Source organism: Baekduia sp., from assembly GCF_035318805.1.
Lineage (GTDB): Bacteria > Actinomycetota > Thermoleophilia > Solirubrobacterales > Solirubrobacteraceae > Baekduia.
The window spans coordinates 47,258-67,480 of record NZ_DATHDY010000042.1; the positions used below are offsets into that span (position 1 = coordinate 47,258).

General features: G+C 72.8%; 18 protein-coding genes. 9 read left to right on the plus strand and 9 right to left on the minus strand.

Annotated features, from left to right (window positions below):
• Nucleotides 1-22: 22 nt before the first annotated feature.
• Nucleotides 23-1,156 carry an alanine dehydrogenase gene (gene ald, locus VK501_RS09985; protein ID WP_324337164.1) on the minus strand — a complete coding sequence of 378 codons (1,134 nt, stop codon included), beginning with the start codon at nt 1,154-1,156 and terminating at the stop codon, nt 23-25.
• Nucleotides 1,157-1,239: 83 nt separating this feature from the next.
• Between ald and VK501_RS09990 the strand changes: the two genes are divergently transcribed.
• Both VK501_RS09990 and VK501_RS09995 read left to right on the plus strand, forming a co-directional pair.
• A complete protein-coding gene (locus VK501_RS09990) occupies nt 1,240-1,701 on the plus strand; it encodes an Lrp/AsnC family transcriptional regulator (protein WP_324337166.1) in 462 nt (153 codons plus the stop codon).
• Between the two features lie 25 nt (nt 1,702-1,726).
• Nucleotides 1,727-2,689, plus strand: a complete 963-nt coding sequence (locus VK501_RS09995) for a DUF5996 family protein (RefSeq protein ID WP_324337168.1) — start codon at nt 1,727-1,729, stop codon at nt 2,687-2,689.
• A gap of 12 nt (nt 2,690-2,701) precedes the next feature.
• Here the strand turns inward: VK501_RS09995 and VK501_RS10000 are convergent, their stop codons facing one another.
• Both VK501_RS10000 and VK501_RS10005 read right to left on the minus strand, forming a co-directional pair.
• Nucleotides 2,702-3,094, minus strand: a complete 393-nt coding sequence (locus VK501_RS10000; RefSeq protein WP_324337170.1) for an ArsC/Spx/MgsR family protein — start codon at nt 3,092-3,094, stop codon at nt 2,702-2,704.
• A gap of 54 nt (nt 3,095-3,148) precedes the next feature.
• Entirely contained in the window at nt 3,149-4,054 is a 906-nt protein-coding gene (locus tag VK501_RS10005; protein ID WP_324337172.1) for a YihY/virulence factor BrkB family protein, read from the minus strand.
• Between the two features lie 135 nt (nt 4,055-4,189).
• Here VK501_RS10005 and VK501_RS10010 point away from each other — a divergent pair, with 135 nt between their 5' ends.
• The gene (locus tag VK501_RS10010; RefSeq protein WP_324337175.1) at nt 4,190-5,386 is read left to right on the plus strand and encodes an AI-2E family transporter; all 1,197 of its coding nucleotides are present in this window, start codon (nt 4,190-4,192) and stop codon (nt 5,384-5,386) included.
• Between the two features lie 4 nt (nt 5,387-5,390).
• Here VK501_RS10010 and VK501_RS10015 read toward each other — a convergent pair whose 3' ends face one another.
• The 4 genes from VK501_RS10015 to VK501_RS10030 form a co-directional block, all read right to left on the minus strand.
• Nucleotides 5,391-6,005: an RDD family protein gene (locus VK501_RS10015; protein WP_324337177.1), complete on the minus strand. Its 615-nt coding sequence runs from the start codon at nt 6,003-6,005 to the stop codon at nt 5,391-5,393.
• A complete protein-coding gene (locus tag VK501_RS10020) occupies nt 6,002-7,060 on the minus strand; it encodes a hypothetical protein (RefSeq protein WP_324337179.1) in 1,059 nt (352 codons plus the stop codon). Before VK501_RS10020 ends, VK501_RS10015 begins: the two co-directional genes overlap by 4 nt.
• Before the next feature lie 147 nt (nt 7,061-7,207).
• Nucleotides 7,208-8,185 carry an alpha-ketoacid dehydrogenase subunit beta gene (locus VK501_RS10025; RefSeq protein WP_324337181.1) on the minus strand — a complete coding sequence of 326 codons (978 nt, stop codon included), beginning with the start codon at nt 8,183-8,185 and terminating at the stop codon, nt 7,208-7,210.
• 26 nt (nt 8,186-8,211) lie between these two features.
• On the minus strand, nt 8,212-9,402 hold the full coding sequence (locus VK501_RS10030) for a dihydrolipoamide acetyltransferase family protein (RefSeq protein ID WP_324337183.1): 1,191 nt from the start codon (nt 9,400-9,402) through the stop codon (nt 8,212-8,214).
• A 184-nt stretch (nt 9,403-9,586) separates the two neighbouring features.
• Here VK501_RS10030 and VK501_RS10035 point away from each other — a divergent pair, with 184 nt between their 5' ends.
• Complete coding sequence (locus tag VK501_RS10035) at nt 9,587-10,594, plus strand: thiamine pyrophosphate-dependent dehydrogenase E1 component subunit alpha (RefSeq protein WP_324337185.1); 1,008 nt, start codon at nt 9,587-9,589, stop codon at nt 10,592-10,594.
• 102 nt (nt 10,595-10,696) lie between these two features.
• On the opposite strand, the gene VK501_RS10040 is transcribed toward VK501_RS10035, so the two are convergent.
• Both VK501_RS10040 and VK501_RS10045 read right to left on the minus strand, forming a co-directional pair.
• Nucleotides 10,697-11,380, minus strand: a complete 684-nt coding sequence (locus VK501_RS10040; protein ID WP_324337187.1) for a helix-turn-helix domain-containing protein — start codon at nt 11,378-11,380, stop codon at nt 10,697-10,699.
• Between the two features lie 15 nt (nt 11,381-11,395).
• Nucleotides 11,396-12,730 (minus strand): Xaa-Pro peptidase family protein, encoded by a 1,335-nt coding sequence (locus VK501_RS10045; RefSeq protein WP_324337189.1) that lies wholly within the window; start codon nt 12,728-12,730, stop codon nt 11,396-11,398.
• A gap of 155 nt (nt 12,731-12,885) precedes the next feature.
• Here VK501_RS10045 and VK501_RS10050 point away from each other — a divergent pair, with 155 nt between their 5' ends.
• The 5 genes from VK501_RS10050 (at nt 12,886) to VK501_RS10070 (ending at nt 20,208) form a co-directional block, all read left to right on the plus strand.
• Nucleotides 12,886-14,274 (plus strand): amidohydrolase family protein, encoded by a 1,389-nt coding sequence (locus VK501_RS10050; RefSeq protein ID WP_324337191.1) that lies wholly within the window; start codon nt 12,886-12,888, stop codon nt 14,272-14,274.
• Nucleotides 14,275-14,359: 85 nt separating this feature from the next.
• Nucleotides 14,360-15,457 (plus strand): ABC transporter permease, encoded by a 1,098-nt coding sequence (locus tag VK501_RS10055; protein WP_324337193.1) that lies wholly within the window; start codon nt 14,360-14,362, stop codon nt 15,455-15,457.
• Nucleotides 15,454-16,626 carry a substrate-binding domain-containing protein gene (locus tag VK501_RS10060; RefSeq protein ID WP_324337195.1) on the plus strand — a complete coding sequence of 391 codons (1,173 nt, stop codon included), beginning with the start codon at nt 15,454-15,456 and terminating at the stop codon, nt 16,624-16,626. Before VK501_RS10055 ends, VK501_RS10060 begins: the two co-directional genes overlap by 4 nt.
• Before the next feature lie 4 nt (nt 16,627-16,630).
• Nucleotides 16,631-19,135 (plus strand): ATP-binding cassette domain-containing protein, encoded by a 2,505-nt coding sequence (locus VK501_RS10065; RefSeq protein WP_324337197.1) that lies wholly within the window; start codon nt 16,631-16,633, stop codon nt 19,133-19,135.
• On the plus strand, nt 19,132-20,208 hold the full coding sequence (locus tag VK501_RS10070; protein WP_324337199.1) for a zinc-dependent alcohol dehydrogenase: 1,077 nt from the start codon (nt 19,132-19,134) through the stop codon (nt 20,206-20,208). The genes VK501_RS10065 and VK501_RS10070 overlap by 4 nt, the downstream gene beginning before the upstream one ends.
• Nucleotides 20,209-20,223 lie beyond the last annotated feature (15 nt).

The following is a 20,223-nucleotide window of genomic DNA, read 5'->3' on the forward strand; positions in this document are numbered from 1 at the left end:
GGGCCGGCCTCGTCGAGGCCGATCAGACCATGGCCGGAACGCGCCCCAGCGCCTCCGCGGCAGCGGTGAACTCGATGCCCTGGTCGCGGGCGACCGGTGCGTAGGTGACCTTGCCGGCGGCGACGTTGAGGCCCGCCGAGAAGCCGGCGTCGGACGCCAGCGCCGTGTGCACCCCTTCGTCGGCGAGCTTGACGACGTAGGGCATGGTGGCGTTGGTCAGCGCGAAGGTCGAGGTGATCGGGACCGCGCCGGGCATGTTGGCCACGCAGTAGTGCGTGACGCCGTCGACCTCGTAGGTCGGATCGCTGTGCGTCGTCGGGCGCGACGTCTCAAAGCAGCCGCCCTGGTCGATCGAGACATCGACCAGCACCGCATGCTCCTTCATCAACCCCAACTGCGCCCGCGTGATCACGTGCGGCGCCCTCGCGCCATGGACCAGCACCGCGCCGATGACCAGATCGACCTCGGGCAGCATCCGCTCGATGCTCAACGTCGTAGAGAACACCGTCGAGCAACGGTTGTTGAGCAGGAAGTCGACGTCGCGGAGCCGGTCGATCGAGCGGTCATAGACATAGGTCTCGGCACCCATCCCGATCGCGATCTCCGCCGCCGTCAACCCCACCACACCACCACCGATGACCATCACCTTGCCCGCCGCCACCCCCGGCACACCACCCAACAACAACCCACGCCCACCCAACGGCTTCTCCAACATGAACGCCCCGGCCTGCGTGGCGATCTTGCCCGCCACCTCACTCATCGGCGCCAACAACGGCAACCGCCCCCCGGCGTCGGTCACCGTCTCATAGGCGATGCACGTCGCCCCGGACGCCATCAACCCACGCGTCAACTCGGCATCCGGCGCCAGATGCAAATACGTAAACAGGATGTGACGCGGCTCGAGCATCGCGACCTCCCCGGGCTGAGGCTCCTTGACCTTGACGATCAAGTCGCCGCCCGCAAACACCGCCGCCGCATCCGCGACGATCCGGGCGCCCTGCTCGACGTACTCGCCATCGGGGATCGCCGACCCCTCCCCCGCCCCCCGCTGGATCAACACCTCATGACCACGATCGACCAGCTCACGCACACCCGCAGGCGTGATCGCCACCCGATACTCATCGGTCTTGATCTCGGTGGGCACGCCGACCTTCATCACGGAGCTCCTAGGGGTTGTTCGCAGGCGGCTGCCATGATGCGACGCGCGTGCTGTACCTGCAAGAGATCGGACGTATTCCCGTGGAAACCACAGCCGTTGACCACACCGACACTCGAATCATCAACAGCCTGCAGGAGAACGGCCGGATGTCGTTCGCCGACCTGGGCGCCGAGGTGGGCCTGAGCCCGCACGGAGCGGCCGCTCGCGTGCGTCGCCTGCAGGCCGCCGGCGTCATCACCGGCTTCACGACCACCGTGGCCCTGGCGAAGGTCGGCCGCGCGCTCGATGCGTTCATCGACGTCAGCCTGCTGCCGAAGACGTCGCCCGAGACCTTCGAGGCGTTCGTCGCGTCGCTGCCCGCGACCCAGGAGCTCGCGTTCGTGACCGGCCGCTTCGACTACCACGTGCGCGTGGCCTGCCACGACGCCGACGACCTGGACCAGACCGTCCGGGCCATCCGGCGCAACGGAGGCGCCTCGCTGACCGAGACGCGCATCGTCCTGCGCTCGACGACGATCAGCCATCCGCTAGGGGTGCCGTAGAGGTCGGCGGAGTACTCTCGGGACCATGACGCTGCCGGAGCTGCACCTGGCCGACTGGCGGCCAACGAAGGACACGCTGCACCTCTACTGCCAGATCGTCGGCAAGATCCGGCTGGCGACCACGGCGCCGCGCAACCACTGGTGGAACGTCCCGCTGTACGTCGACGTCCGCGGGCTCACGACGCGGCGCCTGCACCACGGCGGCACGACGTTCGAGATCACCATCGACTTCGTCGATCACACGGTGGTCGTGCGGACGGCCGACGGGCGTACGGAGTCCTTCCCGCTCTCCGCCGGCTTGGCCGTCGCCGACTTCGATGCCCGCCTCCACGCGATGCTCGCCGAGCTCGGCATCGACGTCGAGATCAGGGAGGAGCCGTTCGGCGTCCCGATGACGACGCCGTTTCCTCGGGACACCGAGCACGCGGCCTGGGATCGCGACGCGATCGCGCGCTTCGGCCGGGTCCTCGACTGGTCAGACGCGGTGTTCGAGGAGTTCAGCGGCTGGTTCAACGGCAAGACGAGCCCCGTGCACCTGTTCTGGCACAGCCTCGACCTCGCGGTCAGCCGCTTCTCGGGCCGGCCGGGCGCGCCGCTGGACGCCGACGCCGTCACGCAGGAGGCCTACTCGCGCGAGGTCATCTCGTTCGGGTTCTGGGCCGGCGACGACAACGTCGGCGACGCCGCCTACTACTCCTACACCGCTCCGGAGCCCGACGGCCTGCGCGACCAGCCGCTGCCGGTGGGCGAGTGGATCGAGTTCGGCTCCGGCTCGCTGGCGATCCTCCCCTACGAGACGGTGCGCACGGCCCCGGACCCCAGGACGACGCTGCTGGCGTTCCTCCAGAGCGCCTACGAGGCCGGTGCTCGCCTCGCCGGCTGGGACACCGCCGGCTTCGAGTCGACCTGGTGCCCCAGCCCGGCGCAACTCCAAGAGCTCCACGCGAACGCTGCGGCCACGTTCGGCCGCGCGCAGGAGCGCTCCTGAGGAAGGTGTGTGTTAGGAGTCGACGACGCGCCCGGCCGCCGCCCAGGCGGCCGCACGGGTGCGGGGGCGCCCGATCATCGCGGCGGCGCCGTCGTCGAGGATCGGACGCTGCAGCAGCGCCGGGTGCTCGGCGAGGATCGCCACCACCTGGTCGATCCCGAGGCCGCCGGCGTGCAGCCCGAGGGTCTCGTACCGCTTGTCGCGCCGGATGAGGGCGTCCGGCGGATCGCCCTGCAGGCGCTGCGCGAGCGAGCGCAGCTCCTCCTCGTTCAAGCGCTCCTTGACGAGCAGGTACTTGCGCACCTGCACGTCGTGTCCGGCGGCTTCGAGGGTGTCCAGGGCGTGCACCGACGTCGGGCAGTGCGGGTTGTGCAGGAGCGTGAGCGTGCGTGCGGGATCGGCCACGGCAGCGATCCTACGATGGGCGGCCCTCCCGCAGGCCCACGCCGTCGCCACCGGCTACAGCGACGCGCAGCTCGAAGCGCTGCGGCTGTCGCTCGGCGCCGTCGCACTCACCGCGCTGCTCTCGCTCCGGCTCACGCGACGACTGCCGACCACGTCACCCGCCTGCGACGAGGTGCGGGCCGCGACCGCTGAGCCGAGCAGGAGCACCAGCGCGGCGACATAGCACGTGAACAGCACGCCGGCCAGCACCAGGAACACCTGCACCGGCGTCCGGCCCGCGACGAGCCGCAGGTAGAACGCCACGGCGGTGGGGATCAGCTGGAGCGCCACCGCGGCGGGCAGCGCACCCGTCATGGCGGCCCGCCACGGGATGCCGTCGCGCGGGCTGAACCGGTAGAGCCCAGCGCAGACGACGGCGCTCGCGAGCGTCGCCCCGGCGGTCACCAGCACCTGAGCGCCGGCGCCGTCCAGGCCGAGCCGGACCCGCAGGCCGGTGACCTTCGAGGCGGCCAGCGCCATCAGCACGATCGTCACGACGACCGCGCCGGCCAGCCCGAGATGGCGTGCCTTGCCCGTCAGCGGTCCGAACCGCTCCCGCTGCAGCAGCCGCGACATCACGCGCTCGATCACCCCGACGGCGCCGGAGCTCGTCCAGACCATGCCCGCGACCGACGCCGCGAGGAGCCACCCCGAGTCGCTCTCCGTGCGCAGGATCAGCTGGACGAGCTGATCGCGCACGTCCGGCGGCAGGACACCCGCGGCGCGCTCGGCCACCGCCTGCGCCTGCGCGTAGTCGCCCAGGGCGATCGAGGCGAGCGCGGTCATCCCGAGCGCGAGCGGGACCAGGGCGACGGCGAGGAACCACGACAGCGCCGGGACGTCGTCGCAGAGGCCGGTGCCCCAGTAGAGCTCGACGGCGTCGGCGGTCAGACGCCGCGTGCGGGCGACGGTGCGATGCACGAGCCAACTCTGCGCGCGCGCCTCGCGGGCGGCATCACCCGGTTCAGATGACTCGCCGGCGGAGCGGTCCGTGCCGCCGTGCCGTCACCCCAAGGGGATGACGACGCACGCGCCTCCCGCTGGCACGCTCGCCCCATGATCCGCGGCCGGCTCCGGCACCACGAGCATCCCGACGGCGACGGCGATCACGCCCGCCGCGCCGACGACGACGAGGTCGTCGAGATCGACCCCGCGCAGCTCACCGGCGTGCTCAGGACGCCGGCCTGGCTGCGCGACCTCGGCTTCACGGCGTGGCTGCTGGTCGGCGTGACGTTGCTGCTGGCCGGCGGCGTGTGGCTGATGGCGCTGACCCAGACGATCGTCATGCCGCTCATCACCGCGGGCGTCGTCGCGGCCGTGGCCTCGCCACTGGTCAGCGGCCTTCAGCGCCATCGCGTCCCGCGCGGCCTCGGCGCCGCGCTCATCCTGCTGGGCCTGATCGCGTTGGCGGTCGTGGTGTCGATCGTGGTCGTCGGCGGGATCATCGGCCAGAGCTCGGACCTCGGCGGCCACCTCAAGAGCGCGCAGGACACGATCGCCGGGTGGCTGAAGGACCTCGGCGTCGGCTCGAGCGAGGCCGACAACGCCAAGCAGGACCTCGGCTCGGCCGTGCAGGCGGCCGTGCCCGCGCTGCTGCACGGCGTCACGGGCGGCATCAAGCAGCTGTCGTCGCTGGTCGTGTTCCTCTCGTTCACCGCGCTGTCGCTGTTCTTCCTGCTCAAGGACGGCCCGGAGATCCGCGGGTGGGTCGAGCGCCACAGCACCGTCCCGGCACCCGTCGCGCACTCGGTGTCGCACCGCGTGCTGCAGTCGCTGCGCGGCTACTTCTTCGGCGTCACGCTGGTGGCGGCGTTCAACGCCGTCGTCGTCGGCGCGGGCGCGCTGCTGCTCGGCGTCCCGCTGGCCGGCACGATCGCGGCGGTCACGTTCCTCGGCGCCTACATCCCGTACCTCGGCGCGTGGGCCGCCGGGGCCTTCGCCGTCCTCGTCGCACTCGGCGGCGCCGGCACCGACGCCGCCATCGGGATGGTGATCCTCCAGCTGCTGGCCAACGGCATCCTGCAGCAGCTCGTCCAACCGATCGCCTACGGCACCGCGCTCGGGATCCACCCGCTGGCCGTGCTGGTCGTCACGATCGCCGGCGGCTGCCTGTTCGGCGCCGCCGGCCTGGTCCTCGCGGGGCCGCTGACGTCGGCGATCACGCGCATCTCCGCCGACCTCGCCCGCGCACGCGCCGCGGCCGACGTCGCGCCGGCCGACGATGGCGCTGCGGCGGTCGCGGCCCCGACCTGACCGCTCAGCCGGCGCCGGCGTGGCGGTCCGGCGTCACGTGGCGGCGCACGAGGCGGACCTGCGGCGGGGCATGGACCACGACGGTCCGGGCCAGGCGGTCCTGAAGGCAGCGGCGCCGACGGTCCCAGAGCATCATGAGGAACCCGGCGAACAGCGGGATCGTGGCGAGCACGAGGCCGGCGACGCGCACGAGCGCGCGCCGCGGCTTCAGCCCCCGCCCGCCGTGCGCGTCGACCACGCGGATGCGCATGACGCGAGCGCCGGGGGTCTGGCCGGTCGTGGACCAGAACGCCGCGAAGTAGGCGATGGCCCACAGCACGTACACCGCGGCGAGGGTCGCCGTGACGGCGGTCTGGAGGGCGTTGGACAGGTCGAAGATCGACAGCGCGAGCGCGGCGGCAGCGCCGACCACGAACGCCACCAGGTTGATGACCGCCGCGTCGAGGACGTAGGCGACGGTGCGGGTCACCAGGCCGGCGTAGGTGCCGGCGCGCTCCGCCTCGGCCGGCGTGACGGTGCTGCGCGCGGCGGTGTCGGCCCGCGCGCGCAGCGCGGCCGCCAGCTGAGCGCGTGCCGCCCGCGCGGCGTGGTCCTCGCCGGGCCCGTGCGTGGCGGTCATGGCGCCGCCGGGTCGTGACTCGGCCCGGGGGCGCCCTCGCCGTAGCGACGCGGGTGGCGGACACGGCGTGCCGCGCGTTCCAGCCAGGCGTCGGCGTTGCCCGACCGCGTGCGGACCTCGTCGCCGACCTGACCCGCGAAGCCGACGCTCTGCTGGGTGATCGCCTCGGTCACGGCGGGGCTGCGGGCGATCTCCTCGACCATCAGCCACAGCTCCTCGCTCTCGAGCAGGCGTGAGACCGCCTGGTCGAGCAGCCGGCTCTCGATCACGCCGGTCACGAGGCGCTCGGTCGCGGGACTGTCCACGACCCCCATCACGAGCCGTTCCATCCCCGGGCTCTTGAGCGCGCGGCCCACGAGCCGCTCCGCGCCCGGGCTGTCCATCGCGCGGGTGACTAGGCGCTCGGCCCCTTCGCTCTCCAGGGCGGCGCCGAACGCGCCCTGGACCCGATCGCTGCTGAGCGCGACGTCGACGAGCCGCTCGAGCTCGGGCCCCTCGAGCACGCGCGCGACGACCTGCTCGGCGACGCCGTCGACGAGCACGCGCTCCACCAGCCGCTCCGGAACGCCGGCGGCCTCGATCCGCTCGAACAGCTTCTCCAGCGCATCCCCTTCGAGGAGCGTGGCGGTCAGGTGGTCGAGGGCCTCGCCGGCGAGGATCTCGCCGCTCACCCGCTCCACCACGGCGTAGCGCGCCACGTCGCGAGCGAGGGCGTCGACCAGGGGACCGCTCAGCGCGCTCGTCAGCGCCTGCTCGGCCAACGGGGCGCCGAGCGCGCCGACGACCGCCCGTCCGGCGGCGGGGCTGCGCAGCACGCGCTCGACGGCCTCGTCGGTGAACCGCGACGCGAGCACGGCGTCCAGGGCCGCGAGGCCGGCTTGGCCGGCCGCGTCGCCGACCAGGCGGCGGCTGCGCAGCTCCACGGCGCGGCCCAGCTCGACCGCCACGCCGGCCGGAACCCGGGATGCGCGGACCGCCGCGGCGCCGAGACCGGCCGCGAAGAAGACCGTCCGCCGCAGCGCGGACGAGGGGTCCCCGCCAGGCAGCGTCGTCATGGCACTCCCGGTCGGGGATCGTGACGCGAGCCGGATGTCGTGGAGGCGTGCATGGCCATGCGAGTCCGAGGACCGATGCCCGCATCGTCGTCGATCGCCTGGGGCGCGGCATCATCCCAACGGGATGAGCCGGCGGTCCGTGCCGGCTCAGGCGACCGCCAGGCGCTCGAGCACCGACGCAACGATCTGCTCGGGTCCGGGGTAGTGCGCGTCCTCGAGCGGCGGGCTGTACGGGATCGGGACGTCCGGGGTGGTCAGGCGCCAGGCGTCGTCGAGGTCGTCGAGCGCCTCGTGGGCGATGGCGGCGAGGATCTCGCCGGCCCATCCGCCGGTCTCGGGTCCCTCCTCGACGACCAGGACGCGGTTCGTCCGCCGCACGGACTCCAAGACCGTCGCACGGTCCCACGGCCGGAGCGTCCGGAGGTCGATCACCTCGGCGTCGACCCCGCTGCCCGCGAGCGTCTCGGCCGCGTCGAGGGCATCGTGGACGCCCCGCATGGCGGTGACGATCGTCAGGTCCGATCCGGCGCGGACCACCCGCGCCTCGCCGATCCGCGCCTGCTCACCGGCGGCGGGCGCCGGGCCCTTGATGGAGTACAACCGCTTGTGCTCGAGGAACAGCACGGGGTTGTCGTCGCGGATGGCGGCGCGCAGCAGCAGCTTGGCGTCGGCGGGCGTCGCCGGACAGACGATCTTCAGGCCGGGCACGTTGAGGAACCACGTGATCGGCATCTGCGAGTGGATGGCCCCGAAGCGCCCGCGGCCGCCGACCGCCGACCGGATGACCAGCGGGACCGATGCCTGCTCGTTGGACAGGAACCAGTACTTCGCCGATTGGTTGACGAGGCTGTCCATCGCCAGCGCCAAGAAGTCGCCGAACATGATCTCGACCACCGGGCGCAGACCGCAGACGGCGCTGCCGAACGCCGCGCCGCTCAGCGCGAGCTCGGAGATCGGCGTGTCGAAGACCCGCTCGGCGCCGAAGCGCTCGGCGAGGCCGGGCGTCACCGCGAACACGCCGCCGGGCAGGGCGACGTCCTCGCCGAAGAAGACCACGTCCTCGTCGGCGGCGAGCTCTGCTTCGAGCGCGTCGTGGATCGCGGTACGGAATTCGAGGTCGGGCATGAGCGGTTCTCCGGGCAGGGACGGGGTCAGAGGAGCAGGGACGCGGGGGACTCGAGGTGTCCGGCGATGAGGCCCAGGAGCTCTGCCGCCTGCGCGCCGTAGAGGATCCGGTGGTCGCAGGTGAGCGTGAGCTCCATCGTCTGGCCGACCGCCAGCTCGCCGTCGCGCACGACCGCCTGCGAGCGCAGCGCGCCGACCGCCAGGATCGCCGCGTGCGGCGGATTGATCACCGCCGTGAAGCGGTCGACGCCGAGCATGCCGAGGTTCGAGACGGCGAACGTCCCGCCCGCCAGCTCGGCTGCCGTGACGACGCCGTCGCGGCAGCGGGCGGCCAGCCTGCGCGCGGTGCGTGCGATCGAGCCGAGCGACCGGATGTCGGCGTCGAAGATCGTCGGCACCAGCAGTGCGTCGTCGGCTGCGACCGCGATCCCGACGTTGACGCGCTCATGGAGCTCGAAGCGCTCGTCGCGGTAGGTGCCGTTGGCTCGCGGCACGGCGCGCAGCGCCAGCCCGCAGGCCCTCACGACCATGTCGTTGTAGGACGGCAGCGGCGCGTCGCCGACCATCGTGCGCAGCGTCACGGCCGCGTCCATCGCGACGGTGCGCGACAGCGTGAACTCCGGGACGGTCGCCTTCGCCTCGGCCATGCGGCGGGCGATGGTCTTCTGCATGCGGCTGAGCTCGAAGAGCTCGGTCGCGCCCTTCGGCGCGCGGGCGGCCTGGCTCGGGGCGGCGGTGGCGGCCGCGGGCGGCGCCGCCGCTGAGGCGGCCGGTGGCGCAGGCGGCGCGACGGGCTCCGGCGCCGGCGGCGCGACCGCGGCCTCGACGTCGGCGCGCGTGATGCGGCCGCCGCGGCCCGATCCCGTGACGGCGGCGAGGTCCACCCCGCGCTCGCGGGCGATGCGGCGCGCCACCGGCGATGCGGGCGTGCGCGCGCCGGACGCCGGAGCAGCTCCGTTGGAGCCACCGATCGGCGCCAGGCGGGCGATGGGCTCGCCGAGCGCGACGGTGTCGCCCTCCTGCGCGACGACGACGAGCACGCCGGCGGCCTCGGCCTCGTGGACCATCGTCGCCTTGTCGGTCTCGATCTCCACGATCTCCTGGCCTGCGACGACGGTCGCGCCGTCGTCGACGAGCCAACGCACGATGGTTCCCTCCTCCATGGAGTCCGAGAGGCGCGGCATGAGGACGTCGGTGGCCGAGGCCAGCAGGGACATAGTGCTCTCGCTGTGAGGTGTAGACGAACGCAACGGCCGGGGCGGCCGAGCAACTGTGTGGTTATACGTTACGGAACTCGGCGCTACAGCGCAAATTTGCCTGAATCGACGGCAAACGTTTATTGTGGTCTCACACCCGTCCCCGCTGGCCACCGCGAGGACCCGCCGACCGAGGAGGCGCCAGATGGCGACGAGCACCAAGCACCGACAGGGGCCGGACGCGCCCCCGCCGGCGGACCTGCTGGACCGCGACGCGCTCCTGGAGCTGCACGCGCGCATGGTGCTGATCCGCGGGTTCGAAGACGCCGTCCAGCGGCTGTTCACCAAGGGCGAGGTCCACGGGACGACGCACCTGTACTCCGGCCAGGAGGCCGGGGCGACCGCCGTGTGCCGCGCGCTGAAGGACGGCGACCGGATCGCCGGCACCTACCGCGGCCACGGGCACGCGCTCGCCATCGGCGTCGACCCGAGCGCGCTCATGGCCGAGATGCTCGGGCGCACCACGGGCGTATGCGGCGGCCGGGCGGGGTCCATGAACGTCATCGACGTCGAGCACGGGCTCATCGGGTGCTTCGGCATCATCGGCGGGAGCATCGCCGCGGCGACCGGCGCCGCGCTCGCGCTGCGGCGCACCGGCAACGTCGCCGTGGCGTTCTTCGGCGAGGGCACGAGCAACCAGGGGTACTTCCACGAGTCGCTGAACTTCGCCAAGGTGCTGTCGCTGCCGGTCGTCTTCGTCTGCGAGAACAACCGCTACGCCGAGTTCACGCCCTACGAGGAGGCCATGGCCGGCACGCTGGCCGATCGGCCGCGCACGATGGAGATCCCGACGGCGGTCGTCGACGGCATGGACGTGACCGCCGTCCACGCCGCGGCGGTCGAGGCCGTCGCCCGCGCCCGCGCCGGCGGCGGGCCGCAGTTCATCGAGTCCCTCACCTACCGCTTCGTCGGCCACTCGCGCAGCGACCCGGGCCGGTACCGCAAGGACGGCGAGCTCGACGAGTGGAGGCAGCGCGATCCGCTGCTGGTCTCCCGCGCCATCCTGGCCGAGCGCTTCGGCGTTGCCGCGGCGGACGTCGACGCCGTCGAGGAGCGCGTGGCCGCCGAGCTCGAGGCCGCCGTCGAGACGGCCCGCAGCGGGCCGTGGCCCGAAGCCGGCGCGCCCGCCTCGGAGTTCCGACCGGCGGCCTAGGGGAACACTGGCCCAGAGGGCCAGGTTCCCTTGCGGGTCTTCGCCCAGGGGGCGAAACCCGCGGCGGTTAGCGACCCACGCTCCTAAGGCCCCGCCGCCGGGTCAGCCTTCGGGCGCCGGCGGCAGCTCGCGCGCGTCGCCGTAGCGGCCGACGATAACCCAGAGCACCTCTGCCGAGTCGTCTCCGAGCGCGAACAGCCGGTGCGGCTCGGTGGAGTTGAAGGAGATGGAGTCGCCGGCATCGAGCTCGTAGGTGCGGAAGCCGATCGTCACGCCCAGCCGTCCGCTCTGGACGTAGCCGAACTCGGTGCCGCCGTGGCGCATGAGCCCGTCGGGAGGACACGACTCGCCGTGCGGGTCGTAGGTGCTCCAGATGAACTCGACGTTGGGGTTGGCGACGTTGCTCAGCCGCTCCCACACCACGCCGGACGCCAGCTTCAGGCTCGGCCGGCCTTCGCGGCGCTGCACCGGGTCCTTGCCCTGCTGCTCGGGCGGCGGGCCGGGCACGCCGCCGTCCTCGGTGCCCGCTGCCGGCGGCACCGAGAAGAGATCGTCCATCGAGATCTCCAGCGTGGACACGAGCCGGTAGAGCGTCGCCACGGACGGCATCACGTTGCCGAGCTCGATCTGGGAGACGGTGCTGCCCGAGACGCCGATCAGGCGCGACAGGGCCCGCACCCCGAGCCCGCGCGCCTCGCGGGCGCGCCGCAGGCGGTCGCCGATCTCCGGCGTGAGCATGACCTCTTCACGCCGCTCCCCCGCCGGCTTGTCCGCATCGAGAGCCACTCCTCGGAGTCTAGGCTAGGCGCCCGTCAGGAGCCCAGGACCGTCGGTGCTCGGAGCGACCACGCGATTGAGGTGGGACTGCGTGTCGCGCATGGTCGGCAGCGCGCCCTTCACCGTGAAGTAGTTCGTCGGGCCGGCGACCATGAGCTCCTCCGCCGGGAAGCGCGTGATGATCTCGCAGCCGTCGGCGGTCACGACCAGCTGCTCCTCGATGCGCGCGGCCGACCAGCCGTCGGTCGCGGGCCAGAACGTCTCGATGGCGAACACCATGCCCTCTTCGAGCGTCTCGGGATGGTCGAGCGACACCAGGCGGCTGATGATCGGCTTCTCCCAGACGCCGAGGCCGACGCCGTGCCCGAACTGCAGCGCGAATGCCGCCTCCTCGTTGGGGAAGCCGAACTCCTCGGCGCGCGGGAAGGACGCGGCGATCTCGGCGGTCGTGCGCCCGGGACGGATCAGGGCGATCGCCTGGTCGAGGATGTCGCGGCAGCGCCGGTAGGCGTCGGCCTGCGCGCGCGAGCCCGAGCCGACCACGAACGTGCGGTAGTAGCACGTCCGGTAGCCGAGATAGCTGTGGATGATGTCGAAGTACGCCGGATCGCCGGGACGCAGCGCGCGATCGGAGAAGATGTGCGGGTGCGGGCTGCAGCGCTCGCCGGAGATCGCGTTGACGCCCTCGACGTGCTCGCTGCCGAGGTCGTAGAGGACCTTGCTGACCAGGCCGACGCATTCGTTCTCCCGCATGCCGGGCTTGAGCGCCCGGTACAGCTCGTCGTAGGCGGCGTCGACCATCATGCAGGCGGTGTCCAGGGCGATGATCTCCTGGGGCGTCTTGATCGAGCGGGCGCGCTGCATCAGCTGCTGGCCGTCGGCGAGCTTCAGCCCGGCCGCCTGCAGCGCGAACAGCACCTCGGGCTCGATCGCGTCGATGCCGATCGTCGTCCCCGCGAGGCCGCGGGCGTCGAGCTCGCGGCGGATCTTCTCGGCGACGTCCTGGGCGCGACCGGACTCCGGCGAGAAGGCGCCGCGCATCGTCGAGATGCCCGCCGACGTGTCGTCGCTGATCCACGGGCAGTAGAGCTCGTGGTGGCGCGCGGCGGATCCGAAGTCCCACATCAGCGGATCGCCGCCGCGTGGCAGCAGGGCGAACCGGGCCAGCTTGTCACTCGCCCAGATGCCGATCGTCGTGGACGTGACGTAGCGGATGTTCGCCATGTCGAAGAGGAGGAGCGCCCCGAGCTCGGAGTCCTCGAGCGCCTGCTTGGCGCGGGCCAGCCGGCCCGTGCGCAAGGCGTCGGTGTCGAGGCGCTGCTCCCAGTCGACCGCGTTGAGCCCGTAGGTGTGGCCCATGTCCTGTCCCCTCTCGTTCGCCGTATCAGCACCTGCAGCCAGGTGATTCGCCTCACTTTACATCGGTGATGCCGAGTGTCAATGTAGACCACACGGCCGGTGGCCTGGAGCTGGGCCGGCATCTCAGGGAGAGCGACAGGGAGCGATGCATGCAGATGGAACGGGTCTTGATCACCGGTGGCACGGTGCTCACGATGGATCGCGCGATCGGCGACCTCGAGCAGGGCGACGTCCTCGTGCAGGACGGCCGCATCGCGGCGGTCGGCGTCGGGCTGGAGGCCGAGGGGGCGACCGTGATCGACGCGCGCGACGCGATCGTCCTCCCGGGGTTCGTCGACACCCACCGGCACACGTGGCAGGCGTCGCTGCGCAACCTCGCGTCGGACTGGACGCTGGCGCACTACTTCACCGGCCTGCACGCCGGCCTCAGCGGGCTGTTTCGCCCGGAGGACACCCAGACCGCCAACCTGCTCGGCACGTTGGAGGCGCTGGACTCGGGCATCACGACGCTGCTCGACTGGTCGCACAACCTCAACACGCCCGACCACGCGGACGCCGCGATCGCCGGACTCCGGGAGTCGGGGGCGCGCGCCGTCTTCGCCCACGGCGGCGGAGCCGCGCAGTACCAGGTGCCCAGCGACGTGCCGCATCCCGCCGACGCGCGGCGGATCCGGACCGAGCACTTCTCCAGCGACGACCAGCTGGTGACCATGGCGATGGCCCTGCGCGGGCCGCAGTTCGCGACCAAGGACGTCACCACCGACGACTACCGCCTGGCCCGCGAGCTCGGCGTGCGCGTCACCGTCCACGTCGGCGACGGCGACTGGGGCAAGAGCCGGCCCGTCGCGTGGCTGCGCGACGTGGGCCTCATGGGGCCCGACGTCACGTACGTGCACTGCAACACGCTGGGCGACGACGAGATCGCGATGATCGCCGACAGCGGCGGCACCGCCTCCGTCGCGGCCGACGTCGAGATGCAGATGGGGCACGGCTGGCCGGCCACCGGGCGGCTGCTGGACGCGGGCCTGCGACCGAGCCTGTCGATCGACGTGTGCTCGTCCAACGGGGGCCACATGTTCGGCGTCATGCGCACGACGATCGGCGTGCAGCGAGCGCTGGACCACGCCGCCGCGGACGCGGCCGGCACCACCGTCGACGCGCTCCGGGTCACCTGCCGCGACGTGGTGGAGTTCGCGACCGTCGAGGGCGCCCGAGCGGTCGGGCTGGAGCATCGCATCGGCAGCCTGACCCCGGGCAAGGACGCCGACGTCATCGTGGTGCGCGCCGACGATCTCGCGCTGACGCCGCTCAACCACCCGTACGCGGCGCTGGTCTACGACGCCCACCCCGGGCTGGTGGAGCACGTGCTCGTGCGCGGCCGTGCGGTCAAGCGCGACGGCCGTCTGGTGGGCGTCGACCAGCCGGCGCTGCGGCGCCGGGCCGAGGCGAGCCGCGACCACCTGCTCGGCGAGGCCCGCCATCAGCCCTCGATCGCGGACGCCTGCTGCGGCGGGACCTGGATTCCGGCGCCCTACGTGCCGTAGCGCGGGGCCTCATTTGTCTCGTGTGTCGAGACGAATCGTTTATTCCTAGTTGACATTACGTTTCTCGTGGTGTTACAAACTCGTCATGGAGGAGACGACTTCCCGCCGCCTGGCGGACGGTCTGCGTCGCCGCGCTCAGCCCGGCCCGTTCACCGCGATCTGGGCCGCTGCCGTGCTGCTGTTCGCCGTCAGCCCCGCGCTGGCCTCGGGCAGCGTGGGCGCCAGCGCGCTGAAGGCGATGCTGCCGTTCGCCGGCATCCTCGCCATCGCGGCGGTCGGGCAGACGCTCGTCGTCCAGCAGCGCGGGCTGGACCTCTCCGTGCCGGGCACGATGTCGCTCGCCGCGGCGCTGGTGACCCGCGTTCCCCACGGCAACTCCGACCGGCTGGCCCTCGCGCTGCTCGTCGTGGCCCTGGCCGCCGCGGCCTGCGGCGTGGTCATCGGGCTGCTCGTCACGCGCATGGGCGTCACGCCCCTGGTGGCCACGCTCGGCGTCAACGCGCTCGCGCTCGGCGCCGTGATCAAGATCACCGGCGGCAGCATCGCCAACACCGTGCCGGCCAACCTGTCGCGCTTCGGCGACCGCACGGTGGCGGGCGTTCCCGTGCTCGCCCTGCTCGCGGTCGCGCTCGTCGGGACGGTGTCGTGGTTGATGCACAAGACCGTGGCCGGCCGCCGCTTCGAGCTCGTCGGCGCCAACCCGGCGGCCGCGCGGGTGGCCGGGATCGCGGTGGCGCGCTACCAGCTCGGCGCCTACGTCGCCGCGAGCCTCTGCTACGCCGCGGCCGGCGTGCTGCTCGCCAGCCTGACCTCGGCCCCGAGCCTGTTCGCCGGCAACCCCTACCTGCTGCCGACGATCGCGGCGGTGGTGCTCGGCGGCACGTCGCTGGCCGGTGGCCGGGGCAGCGTGGTGGCGACCGCCGTCGGCGCGCTGTTCCTCAGCCAGCTCGACCAGGTCCTTCTGGCCAGCGGATCCGACAGCGCCGTCCAGAACCTGATCCAGGGGTCCATCGTCGCGCTCGGCATGGGCCTGCGCAACGTGCCCTGGGCGCGCGTGCTGCGCTCGGGACCTGGACGTTCCGCGGGCGCCGGCGGCGCCCAGCCGGGAGCGCGGCCATCGGCCGCGTCGCCGCAACCAACCCGTGGGGCGTCCGCCCCGCTCGTGCAGGAGGAGATCAAATGAACGTCGAATCGACGCGCGGCCTCGCGCCGCGTGTGTCATTGGCGGCGGCCGCGATGTGCTCGCTGGCCCTCGCCGCGTGCGGATCCACCGCATCCAACGCCGGCTCCGATGCTGGGGGCGCGGCCTCCACCACCGCGGCCAAGCCCGCTGGTGGCACGACGCCGTGGTGCGGCACCAAGCCGATCACGCTGGGCATCCAGGACGGCGGCGGCCTCAACGGCTGGTCGAAGTCCTCGCTGCAGCAGATCCAGCTCGAGGCCAAGAAGTGCCCCGCGATCAAGAAGACCATCGTGGTCAACGCGGGCTTCGACCTCCAGAAGGCGATCTCGGGGACCAACAGCCTCGTGGCCCAGGGCGCCAACGCGATCGTGATCATCCCCGACGCCGGTGGCCCGGCTGAGCTGGCCGGCATCCGCACCGCAACCGCGCACGGCGTCAAGGTCGTCCCGTGGGGGTCGAACCCGGGCGGCACGCCGGGCAAGGACTACGTCACCTACGTCGACTGGGACCCCACCGCTGCAGGGCGCACCTGGGCGACGTGGCTGGCCAAGAGCATGAAGGAGCAGGGCAACGTCATCTACCTGGGCGGCCCGGCCGGCAACGCGGTCGACAAGGGCGAGCGAGCCGGAGTGATCGAGACCTTCAAGCAGTACCCGAAGATCAAGCTCGTCACCGGCACGAACCCCGACTCGTGGCCCGTCACGAACTGGGATCCGGCGCAGAGCCAGAAGGTGATGTCGGGTCTGCTGACCCGGTACCCGAAGATCGACGGCATCCTCATGGGCGACGGCCAGTCCAGCGCCGCCGTCGTGAAGGTGCTCAAGGCCGCCGGCCGTCCGATCCCGCCCGTCGCGACGCTCGAGGCGAACCAGGTCGCCTGCTCGTGGAAGGCCGAGGACGGCACGAGCGACAGCTTCGAGCTCGCCACGATCTCGGGCCGCAACTGGATGGGCCGCCTCGCCGTGCGCAAGGCCGTGGCCGCCGTCAACGGCATCGCCAACGACGAGAAGTCCATCATCTCGCTGCCGCTGTTCGAGGACTCGGTGGCCGGCGGGGACCTCGCACCCCACTGCGACTCCACGCGCCCGCCCGACGCCTACATGTCCAACGACCTGCTGTCGCAGGAGACGCTCAACGGGTTGACGGGCGCCGCGGCCGGAGCGGAGTGACGCGATGAGCGCTCCCGTGCTGAAGCTCGAGGACGTCCGCCGGTCGTTCGGCGGCGTCCGCGCCCTGCGCGGCGTCAGCTTCGAGGTGGTCGAAGGCGAAGTCCACGCGCTTCTCGGGGAGAACGGCGCTGGGAAGTCCACGCTGATGGCCATCGCCGCGGGAGCGCTCGCGCCCGACTCCGGGCACGTGCTCATCGGCGGCGTCGGGCTCGACCCGTCGCCGTCGGCGGCGCGTGACCTCGGCGTCGCGGTCGTCTACCAGCATCCGGCCGTCGTCGACCACCTCACGGTGGCCGAGAACATGGCGCTGGTCCTGCCGCGTCGACGGCGGCCCCGGCTCGGGGCCGCCGTCGCCTGGGCGGCGGAGCACCTGGCGCTCATCGAGGCCGACATCGACCCGGCGCTGCGCGGCGAGGACCTCACGGTCGCCGAGCGCCAGATGGTCGAGATCGCCAAGGCCATGGCCTTGAACCCCAAGGTGCTGATCCTCGACGAGCCCACCGCGGCGCTGAACGCCGCCGAGGTCGAGCGGCTCTTCGCCCAGGTCGGCGAGTTCCAGCGGCGCGGGACGGCGATCGTCTACATCTCGCACCGGATCCCGGAGGTCATGCGGATCGCCGACCGCATCACCGTGCTGCGCAACGGGGAGAGCCGCGGGACGTTCCCGGCCGCCGGCGTCTCCGAGGACGAGATCCTGCACCGCATCGTCGGCCGTGAGCTGTCGGCCGTCTTCCCGGCCAAGGCGACCTCCGGCGACGAGCGGCCCGGCCTGCTCGACGTCGAGGGGCTCTCCAACGCGAGCTGCCACGACGTCAGCTTCACGGTGCGGGCCCGGGAGATCCTCGGCCTGGCCGGGGCCGAGGGCAACGGGCAGCGGCAGGTCATGCGGGCGCTCGGCGGGCTCGAGTCTCACGACGGGCGTGTGGCCGTCGCCGGCCCGTCGGGCCCGACCGTGGTCGCCGACGTCGCGACGGCGCGGGCCGCCGGGGTGCTCTACATCCCCGCCGACCGGGCCCGCGAGGGGCTCTTCGCCGGTCTGTCGGTCCGCGAGAACGCGGCGGCCTCGTCGCTCGGGCGCTTCGCGCGCGCGGGCGTCCTCAGCCGGCCGGCCGAGCACGCGGAGGTGCGCGACGGCCTGGCCGCCGTCGCGGTCAAGGCGGCGTCGCCCGAGACGGGCGTCACGACGCTGTCGGGCGGCAACCAGCAGAAGGTCGTGTTCGCACGCACCCTGCTCAGCGCGCCCACCGTCCTGCTGTGCGACGAGCCGACGCAGGGCGTCGACCCCGGGGCCCGCGCCGAGATCTACCGGCTGCTGCGCGAGCTGGCCGACTCGGGCAAGGGCGTCGTGGTGCTGTCCTCCGACGCGGTGGAGCTCGAGGGCCTGTGCGACCGCGTGGCCGTGTTCTCCCGAGGCCATCTCATCGCGACGCTGGACGGCGACGCGATCACCGAGGAGGCGATCACCCGGACGTCGGTCGCCTCGTCGCAGGCCCGCGCGAGCACCGCCGACGCCGCTCCGCGACCGCGGACCCGCGGCAGCCTGCGCCACCTGGCGCGCAGCGACCACGCGCCCACGGCAGTGCTGCTGGCGGTCGTCGCGCTGCTGGGCGCCTACACGGCGTCGTCGGACGCGTCGTACCTCTCCGCCGTCAACCTGCAGAGCATGCTGTTCCTGGCGGCGGCGCTCGTGTTCGTCTCGCTCGGACAGCTCACCGTCCTGCTCACGGGCGGGATCGACCTCTCGGTCGGCGCGATGATGGCGCTCACCGTGGTGTTGTTGTCGTTCCTGCTGTCCAAGAGCGGAGCGGGCGCGATCGCGGCGGGCGTCGCCGTGGCGCTCGGAGCGGGGCTCGTCGTCGGGGCCGTCAACGCCGCGCTCGTGCGCCTGGCACGCATCTCGCCGATCATCACCACCGTCGCGACGCTGACGATCCTGGCCGGCATCGCGCTGCTCCTGCGCCCGAGCCCCGACGGAGTGTTCGACAGCGCGTTCATGACCGGCATCCAGCAGACCGTGCTCGGCGTGCCGATCGCGTTCCTCGTCGCGATCGCGGTGGCCGTGGCCTGCGAGCTCGTGCTGCGCCGGACGGGCTTCGGGCTGGCCCTGCGCGCCGTCGGGTCCGACGAGGCCTCGGCCCACCGGATCGGCGTGCCCGTCGGGCGCACCGTCATGGCCGCCTACGTGCTCTGCGCCCTGTTCGCCACGCTGGCGGGCATCCTGCTCGCGGGCCAGGTGGGCCTGGGCGACCCCGGCGTCGGCGGGGCGTACACGCTGTCGAGCGTCGCCGCCGTGGTCCTGGGCGGAGCGAGCATCTACGGTGGCCGGGGCTCCTACGTCGGTGCGATGCTCGGCGCGCTGCTCACGACCCAGGTCCTCAACGCCATCACCTTCCTCCACCTGGGCCAGGAATGGCAGTACTGGCTGCCGGGCGGGCTGGTCCTGATCGCCGCGTGCGCCTTCGCGCGCCTGCGGACCACCGCGCTGGTCGGCGCCGAGGCGGCCGCATGAGCGCCGGCGCCATGCGCGCCGCGGTGTTCCACGGGCCGGGCGACGTGCGCATCGAGCGCGTCGACGCGCCCGGCGCGCCGGGCCCCGGCGAGGTCGTCCTCACCGTGCTGCGCGCCGCGATCTGCGGGACCGACTGCGCCGAGTACCTCCATGGGCCGGTCCTCGTGCCGCTGCAGCGCCGTCATCCGGTCAGCGGGCACCTCGGCCCGCTGATCCTCGGCCACGAGTTCGTCGGCGTCGTCGACGCGGTGGGCGACGACGTGGCCGGGCTGCGCGTCGGCGATCGCGTGGTCAGCGGCGCCGGCGTGTCGTGCGGGAGCTGCTCGTGGTGCCTGGCGGGACGCACGAACCTCTGCGCCCGGTACTTCACGATCGGCCTCCACGCCCACGGGGGCCTGGCCGAGCGCGTCCGCGTTCCGGCGTCGACCTGCCTTGCGGTGCCCGCGTCCTGCTCGCACGACCACGCGGCGCTCGCCCAGCCGCTGGCCGTCGGCATCCACGCCGTGGCCCGCGGCGGGGTCGCCCGCGGTGCCGGCGTGGCCGTGATCGGCGTCGGCGGCATCGGAGCCTTCGTGGTGGCCGCCGCCGCCGGACGCGGCGCCGGACGGATCGTGGCCATCGACATCGACCCCGGGAGGCTCGAGCTCGCGCTGCGCCTCGGCGCGACCGACGTCGTCGACGCGCGGCACGACGATCCGGCCGCGACGGTCCTCGAGCTGACGGGCGGCCGCGGCGCCGACGTGGCGCTCGAGGCCTCGGGTGGCGCGGGCGGGCCGGCGACCGCGATCGCCCTGACGCGGCGCGGTGGCGTGGTGGTGATCATCGGGCTGCAGAAGCAGCCGGTCGCGATGGACCTCCTCGAGCTCACGCTGCGCGAGATCGACGTGCGCAGCTCGATGGCCCACGTGCTGGCCGACGACCTGCCCGGCGCGCTGGAGCTGCTCGCCGACGGGCGGCTGGGTGACGCGGTATGCGACCGCCTGATCGGCCTGGACGCGCTCGTGCCCGATGGTCTGCACGCGATCGCCTCCGGCGCAGCGCACGGCAAGATCGTCGTCGACCCATGGAGCTGATCGACCACTCGCGGG